General features: G+C 64.1%; 17 protein-coding genes and 2 tRNA genes. 14 read left to right on the top strand and 5 right to left on the bottom strand.

Features of this window, described 5'->3' with window-relative positions:
* Positions 1–4: 4 nt before the first annotated feature.
* Positions 5–352, bottom strand: a complete 348-nt coding sequence (locus tag BLT50_RS19540; protein ID WP_245723248.1) for a hypothetical protein — start codon at positions 350–352, stop codon at positions 5–7.
* Between BLT50_RS19540 and BLT50_RS19545 the strand changes: the two genes are divergently transcribed.
* The 3 genes from BLT50_RS19545 (at position 342) to BLT50_RS01530 (ending at position 1,368) form a co-directional block, all read left to right on the top strand.
* The gene (locus BLT50_RS19545; RefSeq protein ID WP_245723249.1) at positions 342–641 is read left to right on the top strand and encodes an HU family DNA-binding protein; all 300 of its coding nucleotides are present in this window, start codon (positions 342–344) and stop codon (positions 639–641) included. The two genes, BLT50_RS19540 and BLT50_RS19545, sit on opposite strands and share 11 nt — an antisense overlap.
* A gap of 19 nt (positions 642–660) precedes the next feature.
* Positions 661–735 (top strand) — tRNA-Val (locus tag BLT50_RS01525).
* Positions 736–795: 60 nt separating this feature from the next.
* A complete protein-coding gene (locus BLT50_RS01530) occupies positions 796–1,368 on the top strand; it encodes a histidine phosphatase family protein (protein WP_090025803.1) in 573 nt (190 codons plus the stop codon).
* Between the two features lie 3 nt (positions 1,369–1,371).
* Here BLT50_RS01530 and BLT50_RS01535 read toward each other — a convergent pair whose 3' ends face one another.
* Positions 1,372–1,689 carry a MaoC family dehydratase gene (locus BLT50_RS01535; RefSeq protein ID WP_245723280.1) on the bottom strand — a complete coding sequence of 106 codons (318 nt, stop codon included), beginning with the start codon at positions 1,687–1,689 and terminating at the stop codon, positions 1,372–1,374.
* Here BLT50_RS01535 and BLT50_RS19550 point away from each other — a divergent pair.
* From BLT50_RS19550 to cueR, 10 genes are all read left to right on the top strand, one after another.
* Positions 1,651–1,806, top strand: a complete 156-nt coding sequence (locus tag BLT50_RS19550) for a hypothetical protein (protein ID WP_245723292.1) — start codon at positions 1,651–1,653, stop codon at positions 1,804–1,806. The genes BLT50_RS01535 and BLT50_RS19550 overlap by 39 nt on opposite strands.
* 127 nt (positions 1,807–1,933) lie before the next feature.
* Positions 1,934–2,009, top strand: a tRNA-Val gene (locus BLT50_RS01540).
* 92 nt (positions 2,010–2,101) lie between these two features.
* Positions 2,102–2,443 carry a RidA family protein gene (locus tag BLT50_RS01545; protein ID WP_090025805.1) on the top strand — a complete coding sequence of 114 codons (342 nt, stop codon included), beginning with the start codon at positions 2,102–2,104 and terminating at the stop codon, positions 2,441–2,443.
* Between the two features lie 5 nt (positions 2,444–2,448).
* On the top strand, positions 2,449–3,123 hold the full coding sequence (locus BLT50_RS01550) for a DUF1045 domain-containing protein (protein ID WP_090025807.1): 675 nt from the start codon (positions 2,449–2,451) through the stop codon (positions 3,121–3,123).
* A 46-nt stretch (positions 3,124–3,169) separates the two neighbouring features.
* Entirely contained in the window at positions 3,170–3,553 is a 384-nt protein-coding gene (locus tag BLT50_RS01555; protein ID WP_245723250.1) for a winged helix-turn-helix domain-containing protein, read from the top strand.
* Positions 3,543–4,310, top strand: coding sequence for a molybdate ABC transporter substrate-binding protein (gene modA / locus BLT50_RS01560; protein ID WP_090025809.1), 768 nt, complete (start codon positions 3,543–3,545; stop codon positions 4,308–4,310). The genes BLT50_RS01555 and modA overlap by 11 nt, the downstream gene beginning before the upstream one ends.
* Positions 4,311–4,314: 4 nt before the next feature.
* Complete coding sequence (modB, locus tag BLT50_RS01565; RefSeq protein ID WP_090025811.1) at positions 4,315–5,016, top strand: molybdate ABC transporter permease subunit; 702 nt, start codon at positions 4,315–4,317, stop codon at positions 5,014–5,016.
* A complete protein-coding gene (modC, locus tag BLT50_RS01570) occupies positions 5,009–6,088 on the top strand; it encodes a molybdenum ABC transporter ATP-binding protein (protein ID WP_090025813.1) in 1,080 nt (359 codons plus the stop codon). Before modB ends, modC begins: the two co-directional genes overlap by 8 nt.
* Positions 6,089–6,169: 81 nt before the next feature.
* Positions 6,170–8,689 carry a heavy metal translocating P-type ATPase gene (locus BLT50_RS01575; RefSeq protein ID WP_090025815.1) on the top strand — a complete coding sequence of 840 codons (2,520 nt, stop codon included), beginning with the start codon at positions 6,170–6,172 and terminating at the stop codon, positions 8,687–8,689.
* 10 nt (positions 8,690–8,699) lie between these two features.
* Complete coding sequence (gene cueR, locus BLT50_RS01580; protein ID WP_090025817.1) at positions 8,700–9,095, top strand: Cu(I)-responsive transcriptional regulator; 396 nt, start codon at positions 8,700–8,702, stop codon at positions 9,093–9,095.
* Positions 9,096–9,146: 51 nt separating this feature from the next.
* Here cueR and katG read toward each other — a convergent pair whose 3' ends face one another.
* Positions 9,147–11,321, bottom strand: coding sequence for a catalase/peroxidase HPI (gene katG, locus BLT50_RS01585; protein WP_090025819.1), 2,175 nt, complete (start codon positions 11,319–11,321; stop codon positions 9,147–9,149).
* A gap of 170 nt (positions 11,322–11,491) precedes the next feature.
* Here katG and BLT50_RS01590 point away from each other — a divergent pair, with 170 nt between their 5' ends.
* Complete coding sequence (locus BLT50_RS01590) at positions 11,492–12,412, top strand: hydrogen peroxide-inducible genes activator (protein WP_090025821.1); 921 nt, start codon at positions 11,492–11,494, stop codon at positions 12,410–12,412.
* Here the strand turns inward: BLT50_RS01590 and BLT50_RS01595 are convergent.
* A complete protein-coding gene (locus BLT50_RS01595; RefSeq protein WP_090025823.1) occupies positions 12,404–13,060 on the bottom strand; it encodes a hypothetical protein in 657 nt (218 codons plus the stop codon). The genes BLT50_RS01590 and BLT50_RS01595 overlap by 9 nt on opposite strands.
* Complete coding sequence (locus tag BLT50_RS01600; RefSeq protein ID WP_217629218.1) at positions 13,057–15,483, bottom strand: Lon protease family protein; 2,427 nt, start codon at positions 15,481–15,483, stop codon at positions 13,057–13,059. Before BLT50_RS01600 ends, BLT50_RS01595 begins: the two co-directional genes overlap by 4 nt.
* Between the last annotated feature and the right edge of the window lie 19 nt (positions 15,484–15,502).

Consider the following 15,502-nt stretch of genomic DNA (forward strand, 5'->3'; position numbering starts at 1 on the left):
ACCCTCACGCTGCGGCACAATCCTCAACGGAAGGGTAGAGAAGGCAATGCTTTCCCGTTAGAGTGTCGCCAGAGCAGAAACAATTACAGGGCAGTTTTTCAATGGCCACGACGACGCGCAAAACCGCGACCAAGCCGGCAACCACGCGCAAGGCTTCGACAAAAACCACGGCCAAGCGCAGCACGACGCGCAAGACCGCGGCAAAACCGACCGCCACGACATCGAAGAAGGCGACAGCGCCAAAAGCCGCGAAACCCGGCAATGAGACTGCCGCTGCCGCTACCGCGGCCAAATCGGCCGCGATCGCATCGGCGGAAAAGGCCGCGCCGAAACCCACGGTCGTGACCACCACGACCCCGGCGCTGACAGCACCTGAAATGAAGAAAAAAGAGCTGATCGACGTGGTCGTCAAACGGTCGGGCATCAAGAAAAAGGATGCCAAGCCCGTGGTCGAGGCAATGTTGGCCGTTCTTGGCGAAGAACTGGCCAGGGGCCGCGAAATGAACGTCAAGCCGCTGGGCAAGGTCAAGATCAACCGCATCAAGCAACTGCCGAACGGGCGCGTTGTCATGTGCAAACTCCGCCAGAACGATGCCCCGGCGACACCCGCCAAAGACCCTCTTGCGGATGCCGCCGAGTGAGTCTAAAAGCCCCGGCACCGGGTGATTAGCTCAGTGGTAGAGCGCTTCGTTCACATCGAAGATGTCAGGAGTTCGAATCTCTTATCACCCACCAGAATTCCGGGCGCGCAGGATCATCCCTGCGCGCCTTTTTCGTATCTGAAAGGACGCCGCGATGCCGATCCCTCCGCTTTACCTGCTGCGCCATGGCCAGACCGACTGGAACCGCGACCGCCGGATACAGGGGCAGATGGAGTCGGACCTGACCGAACTGGGGCGAACCCAGGCCGCGCGACAGGGCGAAATCCTTGGGGCCTTGCCCTTGCCGGACGGGATCGCCGCCTTTGCGTCGCCGCAGCGTCGCACCCGCCAAACGGCCGAAATCGCCTTGGGCGCAGCCGGACTGAACCCGGTTTTCGACGACCGCCTGAAAGAGGTCGGATTGGGCCGCTGGGAGGGGCACCTTTACGCGGATATGGCCAAGGCCGAACCAGAGGCGTTTCAGGGCAAGTCCATCCTGCAGATATGCCTGAACAGCCCCGGAGAAACGCCCGAGGCCCTTCGCGCGCGCATCGCGTCATTCCTCGACGATCTGACCGGGCCGGCGGTCGTGGTCAGCCACGGCGTCGCGCTTACGGTGCTGCGCGGTCTTGTCCTGAACGCCAGCGCCGACGCGATGGAAGCTATGAGCCGCGATCAGGGCGTTGTCTGGGAACTGCGCGACGGGCGTGAGATCGCCCACGCCTGAGCGTCACAGCCGCATCAGGTATTGCTGTTCACCTTCTATGACCAGCGCGCTGTCCTGGTTGTGGATCGTCACACGCAACGTCATGACACCGGTTGTCTTCTGCGTATCCAAACCGGTGATTTCGAACGCGGGATACAGCGTGTCGCCGCAATAGACCGGCGCAAGGAACCGGCTGGATTGCGCGATAAAGCCGATCAGCGCCTCACCCATTTCATGCGCCAGCGGGCTTGCGCCGATCGCCGCCTGAATCAAGGTCTGGTATCCGTGCGCCATCAGGTCGCGATGACCCAGGCGCTGCAGATAGGCGCGGTCGTAATGGATCGGGTGGTTGTCGCCGCTTGCGGCCTGAAAGGCGGCAAAACACCTTCGGTCATCGTGCGCGACGGCGCGCGAAACACCTCGCCCAGTTTGAAATCGGAAAACGCCCGCGCTGGGTGAGTGGTATGTTTTGAAGGGTCGAAAGTCATGGCTACTCCTGGCCGATGGGTTCATTTGGGCGTCGGGCCGGCAAAGATGTCAATCCCGGCTTGCAAGGGGCGCAGGCTTTGGCTACATCCATCCGCACGGGTGATTAGCTCAGTTGGTAGAGCGCTTCGTTTACACCGAAGATGTCGGGAGTTCGAGTCTCTCATCACCCACCATCCCTTCCGAACCTGATATGCGATCGCGGGCTTGCGGCGCAGGCTTTTGCGGGCTACGCGAGGGCAGGTTCAGACATGAAAGGGACAAGCCCATGATCGAACGTATCGAAACCGGCCAACGCATGAGCAAGATCGTCAAGCACAACGGCGTTGCCTATCTGTGCGGACAGGTTGGCGATGGTGACAGCGTGACCGCGCAAACGCAGGATTGCCTGGCGCGCGTAGATGCGCTGCTTGAACAGGCCGGCAGCTCGCGCGACCGGATGCTTCAGGCGATCGTCTGGCTGGCCGACATGAACGATTTCGCCGAGATGAACGCCGTCTGGGACGCCTGGGTTCCTGCCGGACACGCACCCGCGCGCGCCTGCGGCGAGGCAAAGCTTGCGCACCCGGACCTCAAGGTCGAAGTGATCGTAACCGCGGCCTGCGACTGATCACGATGCCCGGCTTTACCCGCTTTGCCGTCTACTACCTGCCGCCGCCGGGGCCACTGGCCGATTTCGGCGCGCAATGGCTGGGATGGGACGTGCAAGCGGGCTGCGGGGTCGATCAACCGGACGTGCCGGGGATCGGCACGTTCACCGAAAGGCCGCGCAAATACGGGTTTCATGCCACCCTCAAGCCGCCATTCCGCCTGGCCGAGGGCCGCACGCAACCGGCGCTTTCGGATGCGTTGGCGGTATTGGCGTCGCGCATGGCGCCCGCTTCCTGCGACGGATTGCAGGCCGATCTGTTGGGGCGCTTCCTGGCCTTGCGCCCGACCGGCGACACATCGGGTTTGCGTCGCGTGGCCGCCGCCCTGGTCGAGGGGCTGGATGCGTTCCGCGCAGCACCGGACGCCGAAGAACTGGCCCGGCGGCGCAAGGCACGTCTGACACCGGCGCAGGATCAGCTTTTGCAGCGATGGGGCTATCCCTATGTCATGGAAGAATTCCGTTTTCACATGACGCTGACGGGGCCGCTGCAAAAAGAGATGGTCGAACCGGTCCGCCTGGCCCTTGAAACACATCTGCCAACGTTGCCTGTACCTTTCGTCCTGGACGAGGTGGCGCTTGTGGGCGAACGCCCAGACGGCATGTTAAGCGAAATCGCGCGGTGCCGGCTCACAGGTTAGCGCGTTATATCTTGCCAAACATATCGTTTCGGTGTGAATTGCCGATATGACAGAGTCGGCCAAGATACTTCCGAACGATATCGATCTGCGCATCAAAGTGATCTTTGAGGGGCAATTGATGCTTGGCCCCGGCAAGGCTGACCTTCTTGAACTCATTCGGGAAACCGGGTCGATTTCCGCCGCGGGGCGGGCGATGTCGATGAGTTACAAAAGGGCATGGAGCCTGGTCGAGGAAATGAATGCCGCTTTTCGTGACCCGCTTGTCGCCTCGGTCAGGGGCGGCGCGCAAGGCGGGGGCGCCCATTTGACCGATGCAGGTGAAGCAGTCCTGGCCCATTTCCGCAAGCTGCAGGACATCACCGCCGAAGCAGGCGCAGCCCGAATCAACGCGCTGCAGGACATGCTGAAGGATATGGCCCATGAGAAATAACGTATTGGCCATTCTCGCGCTGATCGTGACCACAGCGATGCCAGCACACGCCGATGACCGTCCGGTGACCGTGTTCGCCGCGGCCAGCTTGACGACCGCGCTGACCGAGATTGCGGAACGCTTCGAATCCGAAACCGGCATCGACGTAGTCCTGTCCTTTGCGGGATCATCGGCGCTGGCCCGTCAGATCGAAGCCGGCGCGCCTGCCGATATCTTCATTTCTGCCAATCCGGGGTGGATGGACCGGATCGAACAGGCGGGTCTTGTTGAACCGGGCAGCCGCCACGACCTGTTGGGCAACGAACTTGTGCTGATCGCCCATGGCGGCAATGCCGCGCCCGTTACGCTGGACGCCCAGACCGATCTTGCTGCGGAACTGGGGCAGGGGCGGCTTGCCATGGCGCTGGTCGATGCAGTCCCGGCAGGTATCTATGGCAAGGCCGCGCTGGAAAGGCTGGGTCTTTGGGGCCAGGTGGCCGGGCAGGTGGCCCAGACCGACAATGTGCGCGCGGCCCTTGCGCTCGTTGCCGCGGGGGCGGCGCCCTTGGGCGTGGTCTATGCCTCGGACGCCCTGGCCGAACCGCGCGTCAGCGTGGTGGCGCGTTTCCCGGCCGAAACGCACCCGCCGATCCTCTATCCGCTTGCCGATCTCGCGAACCGGGATACGGCAGAAGAAAGCGCCTTTGTGGATTACCTCTCCGGCCCGGACGCCCGCGCTGTCTTCGAGGCGCAAGGCTTTTCGGTGCTGAGGCCATAGACAAATGACCGACTGGTTAGGCCCCGAGGAATGGCGTGCCGTCGCCCTGTCGCTGAAGGTGGCGTTCTGGGCGATGACGGCAAGCCTGCCCGTTGGCCTGTTCACGGCCTATGCGCTCGCCCGGTGGCAGTTTCCAGGCAAGCAAGTCCTCAATGGCCTTGTGCATCTACCGCTGGTCCTGCCGCCTGTGGTGACGGGCTATGTTCTGTTGCTTGGGCTCAATCCCAATGCACCGCTTGGCCGCGCGTTGGCCGAGATCGGCATCGTCCTTGCCTTCAACTGGACAGGTGCGGCTCTGGCCGCGGCGGTCATGGCCTTTCCCCTAATGGTGCGGGCCATGCGCCTCGCGATCGAGGCCGTCGATCCTAAGCTTGAACAAGCCGCCGCCACACTGGGCGCCGGTCCATTATGGGTTTTCGCCACGGTGACCTTGCCGATGGTGCTGCCCGGCATCGTCGCGGGCGCCATCCTGGCCTTCGCCAAGGCCATGGGCGAGTTCGGCGCAACGATCACCTTCGTGTCCAACATCCCCGGCCAGACCCGCACGATCCCATCCGCGATCTATGCCTTTCTCCAAGTGCCGGGGGGCGAATCCGCCGCGATGAAGCTGGTGATCGTTTCGGTCGTGGTGGCGATGGGCGCGTTGCTGCTATCGGAATGGATCGGCCGCCGGATCGCGGCACGGATCGGGGGCGGGCATGCTTGAAGTCGCGCTTCGCCACCGGTTCGACGCACTGGATCTGGATGTTACCTTTCAGGCGCCCCAAGGGCTGACCGTTCTGTTCGGGCGCTCGGGATCGGGAAAGACGACGATCGTCAACGCCGTCGCCGGGCTGCTGCGGCCGGATGCCGGCCGTATCGTGGTGGATGGCCGCGTGCTGCTGGATCGCGCGCAGGGCGTGGACCTGCCGCCGCACCGGCGGGAACTCGGCTACATCTTTCAGGAAGGGCGGCTGTTCCCGCACCTGACCGTCCGGCGGAACCTGAAATTCGGAGCCTGGTTCGCGGGGCGCCGTGCGCGGCAGGCCGAGTTCGACCGCGTTGTTGACATGCTGGGCATCGGCCAGTTGCTGAACCGGCGGCCGGGTGCATTGTCGGGCGGGGAAAAGCAACGCGTGGCCATCGGGCGCGCGCTGCTGTCTGCCCCGCGCCTGATCCTCGCCGATGAACCGCTGGCCGCGCTCGATGCGCCCCGCAAGGCCGAGATCATGCCCTATTTCGAGCGCCTGCGCGACGAGGCGGGCGTACCGATCCTCTATGTCAGCCATTCCGCCTCCGAGGTTGCGCGCCTTGCGACGACCGTGATCGCGCTCGATCAGGGCAGGGTGATCCGGCAGGGGCCTGCCGCCGAGGTTCTGGGCGACCCAACCGTCCTTCCGACCGGGGCGCGGGATGCGGGGGCGGTTCTGACGGCGCGCATCGCGGCGCAGCATTCGGACGGCCTGACCGAGCTTGACGCAGGCGGCAACGCGCTGTTCCTGCCAAGGATCGGCGGGCAGATCGGCGACAGCGTGCGCGTGCGCATCGCCGCGCATGACGTGATCCTGTCGCGTGCGCGGCCCGATGGTTTGTCATCGCTCAACATCCTGCCCGGTCGCATCGCCGAACTGCGGGCAGGCGACGGTCCGGGCGCGATGGTTGCCCTCGATACCAGCGCGGGGCGCGTTCTGGCGCGCATCACGCGGCGTTCGGCCGATGCGTTGGGGTTGGAGCCGGGCCAGACATGTCATGCCGTGGTCAAATCCGTGGCCGTCGCCCCCGGCGATATCGGGGCCTGACGGAATAAATTCCAACCCGCCCTTGACCTTCCCGTGACTGGAAGCCCTATCTTCCGGCCAACAGAGAAGGAATCCGTGAAAATGTCGTTCAAAACGAACCTGGAAATCGAAAAGATGACCTGCGGCGGCTGTGCCGCGCGCGTCGACCGTGCGTTGTCGGCCACCGAAGGTGTGCAAGATGTCAGCGTGAACCTTGCGGGCGAAACCGCGCAGTTTACGCTCGACGACAAGGCCATGCTGAAAAACGCGGTCGATGCATTGGACACCGCCGGGTATCCCGCGCGCCGTGGCGAAATGACGTTGCAAATCGCGGGCATGAACTGCGGCTCTTGTGTCGGACGGGTCGAACAGGCGCTGGCCGCCGTGCCGGGTGTGCTGGAGGTATCGGTCAACCTGGCCTCGGAAACGGCGCATCTGCGCTATCTCAAGGGCGTGACGGACCGCGCGGAACTGTTCACCGCCGCCGAAGCCGCGGGTTATCCCGCATCGCTGCCCGACCAGGAAGCAGGCGACTCCCCCAGCCAGTCCGAGCGCAAGGCGGAAGAGGCGCGAAAACTGGCCCGCGACACCGTGATTGCGGGCGCTCTGACGCTGCCCGTGTTCGTTCTGGCCATGGGCGCACACATGATCCCGGCGTTCCACCACTGGATCGAGGCGACAATCGGCACCCAGACAAGCTGGCTGATCCAGTTCGTCCTGACCACGCTGGTTCTGGTCTGGCCGGGCCGCCGGTTTTATCGGATCGGGGTGCCCGCATTGCTGAAACGCGCCCCCGACATGAACAGCCTTGTATCGGTGGGGACAGCCGCGGCGTATCTTTATTCGCTGGTCGCCACCTTCGCGCCCGCGCTGCTGCCTGCGGACAACCGGGCCGTCTATTACGAGGCCGCCGCCGTGATCGTCACGCTGATCCTGCTGGGCCGCTGGCTCGAAGCGCGGGCCAAGGGGCGGACAGGCGCAGCGATCCAGTCCTTGCTGGACATGCAGGAACGGACCGCGCGTGTCGAACGTGACGGCGCCGTGACCGAGATCCCGGCCGAGGCGCTGCAAACCGGCGATATCGTCGTCGTGCGACCTGGCGAACGCCTGCCGACCGATGGCGCGGTCATCGACGGCAAGACCCGCATCGACGAAAGCATGCTGACGGGTGAACCGGTGCCGGTCGAAAAAACCACCGGCGACACCGTGACCGGCGGCACCGTCAACGGCGCCGGCAGCCTGCGGTTCCGCGCAACGGCCGTTGGCCGCGACACCACGCTGTCGCAGATCATCCGCATGGTCGAGGACGCTCAGGGTGCCAAGCTGCCGATCCAGGGGCTTGTCGACCGTATCACGCTGTGGTTCGTGCCCGCCGTGATGGCGGCAGCCGCGTTGACCGTGCTGGTCTGGCTGGTCTTCGGTCCCGATCCGGCGCTGACGCTGGCACTGGTGGCCGGCGTTTCGGTCCTGATCATTGCCTGCCCCTGTGCGATGGGTCTGGCGACGCCCACGTCGATCATGGTCGGCATGGGCCGCGCGGCGCAGATGGGTGTGCTGTTCCGCAAGGGCGACGCGCTGCAGCAGCTTGGTTCGGTGGATATCGTCGCGCTCGACAAGACGGGGACGGTCACGCAGGGCCGCCCCGAATTGACCGAGCTGGAGCTTGCACCAGGCTTTGCGCGTGCCGATGTGTTGGCCCGTCTTGCCGCGGTCGAGGCGCGCTCGGAACATCCGATCGCCCAGGCCATCGTCCGGGCCGCCGAAAACGAAGGGCTGTCCGACAAGGCGGAACTGACCGATTTCACGTCGATCACCGGCTTTGGCGTCAGCGCGGTTGTGGATGGCGCCAATGTGCTGGTCGGCGCCGACCGCCTGATGGAGCGCGAAGGTATCGACCTCGGCGATCACGCCGAAACCGCCGCATCGCTGGCACGTGACGGACGCACCGCTCTGTTCGCGGCCATCGACGGACAACTGGCCGCCGTGATCGGTGTGGCCGACCCGGTGAAGCCGGCCAGCCGCGCGGCCATCGCGGCGCTGCACGCACAGGGGCTGAAGGTTGCGATGATCACCGGCGACCGCGAGGAAACCGCCCAGGCAATCGCCCGCGAAACGGGGATCGACCATGTCGTCGCCGGCGTGCTGCCGGACGGCAAGCTTGCGGCCATCGACACGCTGCGCGGGCAGGGCGGCAAACTGGCCTTTGTGGGCGACGGCATCAACGACGCCCCGGCGCTGGCGCAGGCCGATGTCGGCATCGCCATCGGTACCGGCACGGACGTGGCCATCGAGGCCGCGGACGTGGTGCTGATGTCGGGCGACCTGCGCGGCGTGGTCAACGCCCTTACCGTGTCGCGCCGCACGATGTCGAATATCCGGCAGAACCTGTTCTGGGCCTTTGGCTATAACGTCGCGCTGATCCCCGTGGCGGCCGGGGTGCTGTACCCGCTGACCGGGCTGATGCTGTCGCCGATGCTGGCGGCCGGTGCGATGGCGCTGTCTTCGGTGTTCGTGCTGTCGAACGCCCTGCGCCTGCGCAACATCCGCCCGGCAATGGATGAACGTGCGCCCGCGCGCGATAGGGCGTCGGGCCTGCACACCGTGCCCAGCCCTGCCGAATAAGGAGCACAAGATGAACATCGGAGAAGTCGCCCGCCGCTCGGGCCTGCCCGCCAAGACGATCCGCTACTACGAAGAGATCGACCTGATCCGCCCGCAGCGCAGCGAAAACGGCTATCGCAGCTTTGCGGAAAACGACCTGCACAAGCTGGCCTTCCTTGGCCGGGCCCGCGCTCTGGGGTTCACGATCGAGGAATGCCGCACGCTTCTGGCGCTCTACGAGGATGAAACCCGCGAAAGCGCCGAGGTCAAGCGCGTGGCCGAAGAACATCTGCGCCATATCGACGAAAAGATCGCCGAACTGCAGGACATGCGCGCAACGCTGTCCCATCTGGTCCGGGCATGTGCGGGTGATGACCGGCCCGATTGCCCCATTCTGCAAGGGCTGGCAAACGAAACCGTCGAATAGAAAAGCCCCCCGGATCGCACCGGGGGGCTTCTTTTCAGTCTTTGGTCAGGCTCAGGCCGCCAGGTCGAACCGGTCGGCGTTCATGACCTTGGTCCAGACATTAACGAAATCCTTCACGAATTTCGCCTGCCCGTCGTCCTGGGCATAGACCTCGGCATAGGCGCGCAGGATCGCGTTCGAACCGAACACGAGGTCGGCACGTGTCGCCGTCCATTTCTTGTCGCCCGACTTGCGGTCGACGATGGCGTATTCGTTCGAGCCTGTCGGCTCCCACTTGTTGGCCATGTCGGTCAGGTTGACGAAGAAATCGGTGGTCAGTGCACCTTCGCGGTCGGTGAAGACGCCGTGCTTGGTGCCGCCATGGTTGGTGCCCAGCACCCGCATGCCGCCGACAAGGCAGGTCATTTCATGTGCGGTCAGGCCAAGCAGTTGCGCCCGGTCGAGCATCATTTCCTCGGGGCTGACGATGTAGTCCTTTTTCAGCCAGTTGCGGAAACCGTCGGCCACCGGTTCCAGAACGGCAAAGCTGTCGGCATCGGTCATCTCGTCCGTGGCATCGCCCCGGCCCGGTGCGAACGGCACCGTGATGTCCATACCGGCCGCCTTGGCCGCCTGTTCGATCCCGACATTGCCGGCCAGAACGATCACGTCCGCAAGGCTGGCGCCCGCATCGTTCGCGATCGGCTCCAGTACGCCCAGCACCTTTTGCAGACGCGCGGGTTCGTTGCCTTCCCAATCCTTTTGCGGGGCAAGGCGGATGCGCGCGCCGTTGGCGCCGCCGCGCATGTCCGAGCCGCGATAGGTGCGGGCGCTGTCCCAGGCAGTGGCGACCATTTCGGCAATCGACAGGCCGCTGTCCGCGATCTTCGCCTTGACGGCATCGACGTCATAGCCGGTCGATCCCGCGGGAACCGGATCCTGCCAGATCAGGTCTTCGGCGGGTACGTCCGGGCCGACCCAGCGGGCCTTGGGGCCCATGTCGCGGTGGGTCAGCTTGAACCACGCGCGCGCAAAGCAATCGTCGAAATACGCCTGGTCGGCCATGAACTTTTCGCAGATCGCCCGATAGGTCGGGTCCATCTTCATCGCCATGTCGGCATCGGTCATCATCGGCATGACACGCTTGGTCGGGTCGCTTGCGTCGACCGGCATGTCCTCTTCCTTGATGTCGATGGGCTGCCACTGGTTGGCGCCTGCGGGCGATTTGGTCAGCTCCCACTCATATCCGAAAAGCAGCTTGAAATAGCCCATGTCCCACTTGGTGGGTTCGGTCGTCCACGCGCCCTCGATCCCCGAGGTGATGGCGTTCGATGCCTTGCCACCCAGGTTCGGGTTCATCCAGCCAAGGCCCTGGTTCTCGATTTCCGAGGCTTCGGGCTCGGCGCCCAGCGTTGCCGCATCGCCGTTGCCATGCGCCTTGCCGACGGTGTGGCCGCCGCAGGTCAGGGCCGCGGTTTCCTCGTCGTCCATCGCCATGCGGGCAAAGGTTTCGCGCACTTGCGCTGCGGTCTTCAGCGGATCGGGCTGGCCGTTCACGCCTTCGGGGTTCACGTAGATCAGGCCCATCTGCACGGCGGCAAGCGGGTTTTCCATCGTGTCGGGCTTCATCACGTCTTCGTAACGCGTGTCCGACGGGGCAAGCCACTCACGCTCGGCCCCCCAATAGGTGTCCTTTTCGGGGTGCCAGATGTCTTCGCGGCCATAGGCGAAGCCATAGGTTTTCAGGCCCATCGATTCATACGCGATGGTGCCCGCCAGGATGATCAGGTCGGCCCAGCTGATCTTGTTGCCGTATTTCTTTTTGATCGGCCACAGGATGCGGCGCGCCTTGTCGAGGTTGCCGTTATCGGGCCAGCTGTTGAGGGGCGCAAAGCGGATGTTGCCTGTGCCGCCACCGCCACGGCCATCGGCCAGACGGTAAGATCCCGCCGCGTGCCATGCCAGGCGGATCATCAGGCCGCCGTAATGGCCGTAATCCGCCGGCCACCAGTCCTGGCTGTCGGTCATCAGCGCGTGCAGGTCTTTCTTCAGCGCGTCGAAGTCCAGCTTTTCCAGCTCTTTGCGATAGTTGTAATCCGGGCCCATCGGGTTGGGCTTGGTATCGTGCTGGTGCAGGATGTCGAGGTTCAGCGAATTGGGCCACCAATCCATGACGCTTGCGCCCACCTCGGTATTGCCCCCGTGCATCACAGGGCATTTGCCCGTCGGCATGTCATTCCCGTCCATCTGGCTCTCCTTTGGTTGCATGTTTGAAATCGGTCTGGAGCATACCGGCACGACGCCACCGCCAATGTCTGGCGGTGTTACCCCCGATTCCTCCTCGCTCGGGCGGAATTTAGCATCATTCTAAATAAGAAAGAATTTCGAAATTCGAATGATTGCGATAATGAGGGGTTATGATTGGACTCACCATGAAACACCTCCGGTATTTCGCCGCTCTGGCGCGTCACGGCCATTTCGGACGCGCGGCGCAGGCGTGTTCGATCTCGCAGCCGGCCTTGTCCGTCCAGATGAAAGAGCTTGAGGCGCTGTTGGGCGCACCGCTGATCGAGCGCAACGCCCGCCAGATCAGATTGACCCGTCTGGGCGAGGCGCTGGCGGAACGCGCCGAGGATATACTGCGTGCCGTGGACGAGATCGAGGATCTTGCCCGCAGTTCCCACGATCTGATGGCGGGCCGTTTGCGCATCGGCGTGATCCCGACGATTGCGCCCTACCTGTTGCCGGCCCTGATCAAGCATCTGACGCACGCCTTTCCCGGTCTCGACATCCGCCCGCGCGAGGCTGTGACGCAAACCCTGATCGACGACCTGCTGGACGTGCGGCTGGATTTCGCAATCGTCGCATTGCCGGTGTCCGAACCGGGTCTGCATGAAGAACCCTTGTTCGACGAAGAATTCATGCTGGTCCGGCCGCAAACGGATGCGGCCAAGCCTGTGCCGCGCGCCGAAACCCTGCGCGAGATGCGCCTGCTGTTGCTGGAAGAGGGGCATTGCTTTCGTGATCAGGCGCTATCGTATTGCAATATCGGGCAATCCACGCCGCGCGACCTGATGGAGGGCAGCACCCTTGCCACCCTTGTGCAGATGGTCGGTGTCGGCATCGGCGTCACGTTGATCCCGGAAATGGCGGTCGGCACGGAAACCGCGTCGGCGGCCGTATCCGTCGCGCGCCTGCCGGAACCGCGCCCGGAACGGCGCATCGGCATGGTCTGGCGCACTGGCTCACCGCTTGCGCCGTACCTGTCCGAGATCGCCCTGGCGCTTCGAAAGATGCACGACACCGGTGACATCGGCGGCGTGCGGGTGTCAGCCTGACGGGCCTTGCATCACGATCACCGGACAACGCGCCGCGTCGACAATCGCGCGCAGGCGGGACGGCTCGGGCAGGGGGGCCGTGGCGCAATCCAGAATGACGGCGGCCATCGGCAGACGCGTCAGACGGGCGGGCAGGCGGTCGTCATTCGATAGGACCGTCAGGTCCGCACCCGCAGACCGCGCGATTTCCCGCGCAAACCGCGCGGTTTCACCTTCTGGCACAGGCTCGCCCGAAACCAGCACGACCCGGCCCGGCAACCGATGGGTCAACCGGCAGCCCAGGATGAACACGTCCCAGCCGCGTGTGAAATCCGCGATATGATCAAGATCCCGCTGTTCCACATCGACGCGCCACTGGCGTGCGCCCGCAACCGCCGCAAGCCGCGTCCGAAACCGGTTTGCATCGGACGCAAGCCACACACTGGCCGATGACGCCGGTGGCAAGGGCGCCAGCACACCGGCAGGCGTGACCACCCGCTGCCGCGCAAGTCGCGGTGTCGTGGCAAGTTCGGCCGCCTGCAGCAAAAGGCCGCCGAGTTCCGCGATATCGCGCGCGGACAGCCTGTCGATCAGGCGAAACGCAGGCTCGGCATCGAGCAGGCTTTCAGCCCCGATCAGAACCCGTAATCCGCCGGACCGCCCGGTCATTCCGCGTCCCCTCCATCGGTTTTCCGGCGCAGGAAATCGCGGCGCGTTTCGGCAAAGCCGCGCAGCCGGGCCTCGACGCGCGCATTGATAGACCCTTTGGGAAACTTGCCCGTTCCATCGCGGGTGCCGGCGTCTATCCCGGTGAGCAGTGAGATTCCTTCGTCTATCGTTGATACCGGAATGACCCGGAACTTGCCCTCACGCGCGGCCGCAACCACGTCGTCGTTCAGCATCAGGTGCTCGACATTCGCCTTGGGTATCAGCACCCCTTGCGTGCCGGTCAGGCCGCGTGCCCGGCAGGTTTCAAAGAAGCCTTCGATCTTTTCATTGACCCCGCCGATTGCCTGAACCTCGCCCGCCTGGTTGACCGATCCGGTCACGGCCAACCCCTGCTCCAGAGGTGCCTCGGATAGCGCCGACAACAGCGCGTAAAGCTCGGCCGAGGACGCGCTGTCGCCGTCGATCCCGCCATAGCTTTGTTCGAACACGAGGCTGGCATGGAGCGAGAACGGAACATCCAGCGCATAGCGTGACGTCAGATAGCCCGACAGGATCATCACGCCCTTGGAATGGAGCGGCCCGCCCAGTTCCACTTCGCGTTCGATATCGACCAGCTTGCCCGCGCCCATGCGCACACGCGCCGTGATCCGCGAAGGGCGTCCGAAACTGTAATTGCCCAGCCCGATGACCGACAGCCCGTTGATCTGCCCGATCTGGGCCCCTTGGGTGTCGATCAGAACGGTTCCACGGCCAATCGCCTCTTGCATGCGGTCCTTAATGCGGCCCGCGCGCCGATCCTGCGCTTCGCAGGCATGATCGATGTCTTCGGCCTCGATACGCGCCGCGCCACGCGCCTTGGCGTAATGCGCCGCCTCTTTCACAAGGTCGCCGATCTGGCCCAGGCGCAGAGACAGCCTCGTGTTGTCCTCGGCCCGGCGGGCAGCCTCGTCGATGATGCGGGCAACACCCGCTGCGGTGATCGCCGGAAGGCCCTCGCGGCGGGAATAGGCACCGATCAGACGGGCATAAAGCGCATCGGTTTCCCGATCGCCACGCGGGACCGATTCCTCGAAATCGGCCTGTATCTTGAAAAGATCGCCGAAATCGGGATCGAGCATTACCAGAAGTGCGTGCAGCATCCGGTCACCGATCAACACGATCCGCAGATCGAGCGGGATCGGATCGGGTTCCAGTGACGTGGTGGACATCATGCTTAAGCGTTCGGCCAGAGAGGTTATGTTGATCGACCGCGTCTTCAGACATTGTTTCAGCGCGTCCCAGGCAAATGGTTCGGACAGGAGCGCGCGCGCCTCGAGCATGAGAAATCCCCCGTTCGCCCGATGCAGGGCGCCGGGTTTGATCATCGTGAAGTTGGTCACGAGCGAACCCATCTGCGACACATGTTCGATCCGCCCCACCAGCCGGTCCAGCGTCGGGGTATGCTCGGTTTCGACCGGCGCGCCCTTGCCGTCCTTTCCGCTATGGGAAACCATGACATTCACCACGTAGCGGTCGAATGCCGGGTCTTCGTGAAACTTGCGCAGCGGTCCGGGAAAACCGCCATCGCCACCCTGTGCCACGGCTTGCAGGAACAGGTCGGCATGTGCGATGATGTCCTGCTCGACTTCCAAGACGTAATCGGACACCGCCTTGATGGCGCGCAGTGTCGGGTCGAATTCCTCGATCCGCGACGACACCGTGCGCGCGGCCGTTTCGGCGTTCAGTTGTTCGATCCGTTTGGCATGCGCGCGTTCCAGTCGCGGGGCCTGACGCAGGACATCGGCCAGATCCTCTTGCAGGCGCGCGATCTTTTCCTCGATCTCGTCCTGTTCCTTTTCGGGAAGCTTGCCGAAATCCTCGGTTTTCAGAACCTCGCCATCCTTGAGCGCTGTCAGCATGAATCCCATTGGCGTCCGCAGCAGGGCCACGCCTTCGGCGCGGGCGGCATCGGCGAAATCGCTCATCGCGCCTTCCTGCTTTTCGGCGTATTCCTGATCTATCGCGCGGCGCTGCGTCTGGTATTCGTCGGATTCGAACACCGCCGGAAGATCCCGCGCAAGATCGTTCACAAGATCCTGCATCGCCGCCCGCAGGCGCGGGGCATGGCCCGGAGGCAGCGAAAGCGCGCGGGGTTTGTGAGGGGCGTCGAAATTGTTCACGTAAACCCAGTCGACGGGCAGGGGGCGCTGGCCGGATTGCGCCTTGAGCACCTCTTCGATAGCGGCATGCCGCCCGGTTCCGCTTGGCCCCAGAACGAACAGGTTGAAATCGCGATGGGTCACTTCCGCAGAAAGGCGGATCGCCTCGAGCGCGCGATCCTGACCGATCAGGTCGCTGTGATCGGGCAATTCATCCGTGGTGCGAAACGGAAGGCTGGACGGATCGCAGCGCGGGCGCAGTTTTTCCGGCGGCAAAGCGGTCATGGTCACCTCGTGGCGGCTG

Source organism: Lutimaribacter saemankumensis (genome assembly GCF_900100005.1).
GTDB lineage: Bacteria > Pseudomonadota > Alphaproteobacteria > Rhodobacterales > Rhodobacteraceae > Lutimaribacter > Lutimaribacter saemankumensis.

Bases quoted from the DNA above. Each gene is read 5' to 3' on its own strand.
- BLT50_RS01595 (WP_090025823.1), bottom strand. From the start codon at position 13,060: ATGACCGGGCGGTCCGGCGGATTACGGGTTCTGATCGGGGCTGAAAGC.
- BLT50_RS19550 (WP_245723292.1), top strand. From the start codon at position 1,651: ATGACCCAGGCGCTGCAGATAGGCGCGGTCGTAATGGATCGGGTGGTT.
- BLT50_RS01550 (WP_090025807.1), top strand. From the start codon at position 2,449: ATGCCCGGCTTTACCCGCTTTGCCGTCTACTACCTGCCGCCGCCGGGG.
- modA (WP_090025809.1), top strand. From the start codon at position 3,543: ATGAGAAATAACGTATTGGCCATTCTCGCGCTGATCGTGACCACAGCG.
- modC (WP_090025813.1), top strand. From the start codon at position 5,009: ATGCTTGAAGTCGCGCTTCGCCACCGGTTCGACGCACTGGATCTGGAT.
- BLT50_RS01600 (WP_217629218.1), bottom strand. From the start codon at position 15,483: ATGACCGCTTTGCCGCCGGAAAAACTGCGCCCGCGCTGCGATCCGTCC.
- cueR (WP_090025817.1), top strand. From the start codon at position 8,700: ATGAACATCGGAGAAGTCGCCCGCCGCTCGGGCCTGCCCGCCAAGACG.
- BLT50_RS01530 (WP_090025803.1), top strand. From the start codon at position 796: ATGCCGATCCCTCCGCTTTACCTGCTGCGCCATGGCCAGACCGACTGG.
- BLT50_RS01555 (WP_245723250.1), top strand. From the start codon at position 3,170: ATGACAGAGTCGGCCAAGATACTTCCGAACGATATCGATCTGCGCATC.
- modB (WP_090025811.1), top strand. From the start codon at position 4,315: ATGACCGACTGGTTAGGCCCCGAGGAATGGCGTGCCGTCGCCCTGTCG.
- BLT50_RS01590 (WP_090025821.1), top strand. From the start codon at position 11,492: ATGATTGGACTCACCATGAAACACCTCCGGTATTTCGCCGCTCTGGCG.
- BLT50_RS01575 (WP_090025815.1), top strand. From the start codon at position 6,170: ATGTCGTTCAAAACGAACCTGGAAATCGAAAAGATGACCTGCGGCGGC.
- katG (WP_090025819.1), bottom strand. From the start codon at position 11,321: ATGGACGGGAATGACATGCCGACGGGCAAATGCCCTGTGATGCACGGG.
- BLT50_RS01545 (WP_090025805.1), top strand. From the start codon at position 2,102: ATGATCGAACGTATCGAAACCGGCCAACGCATGAGCAAGATCGTCAAG.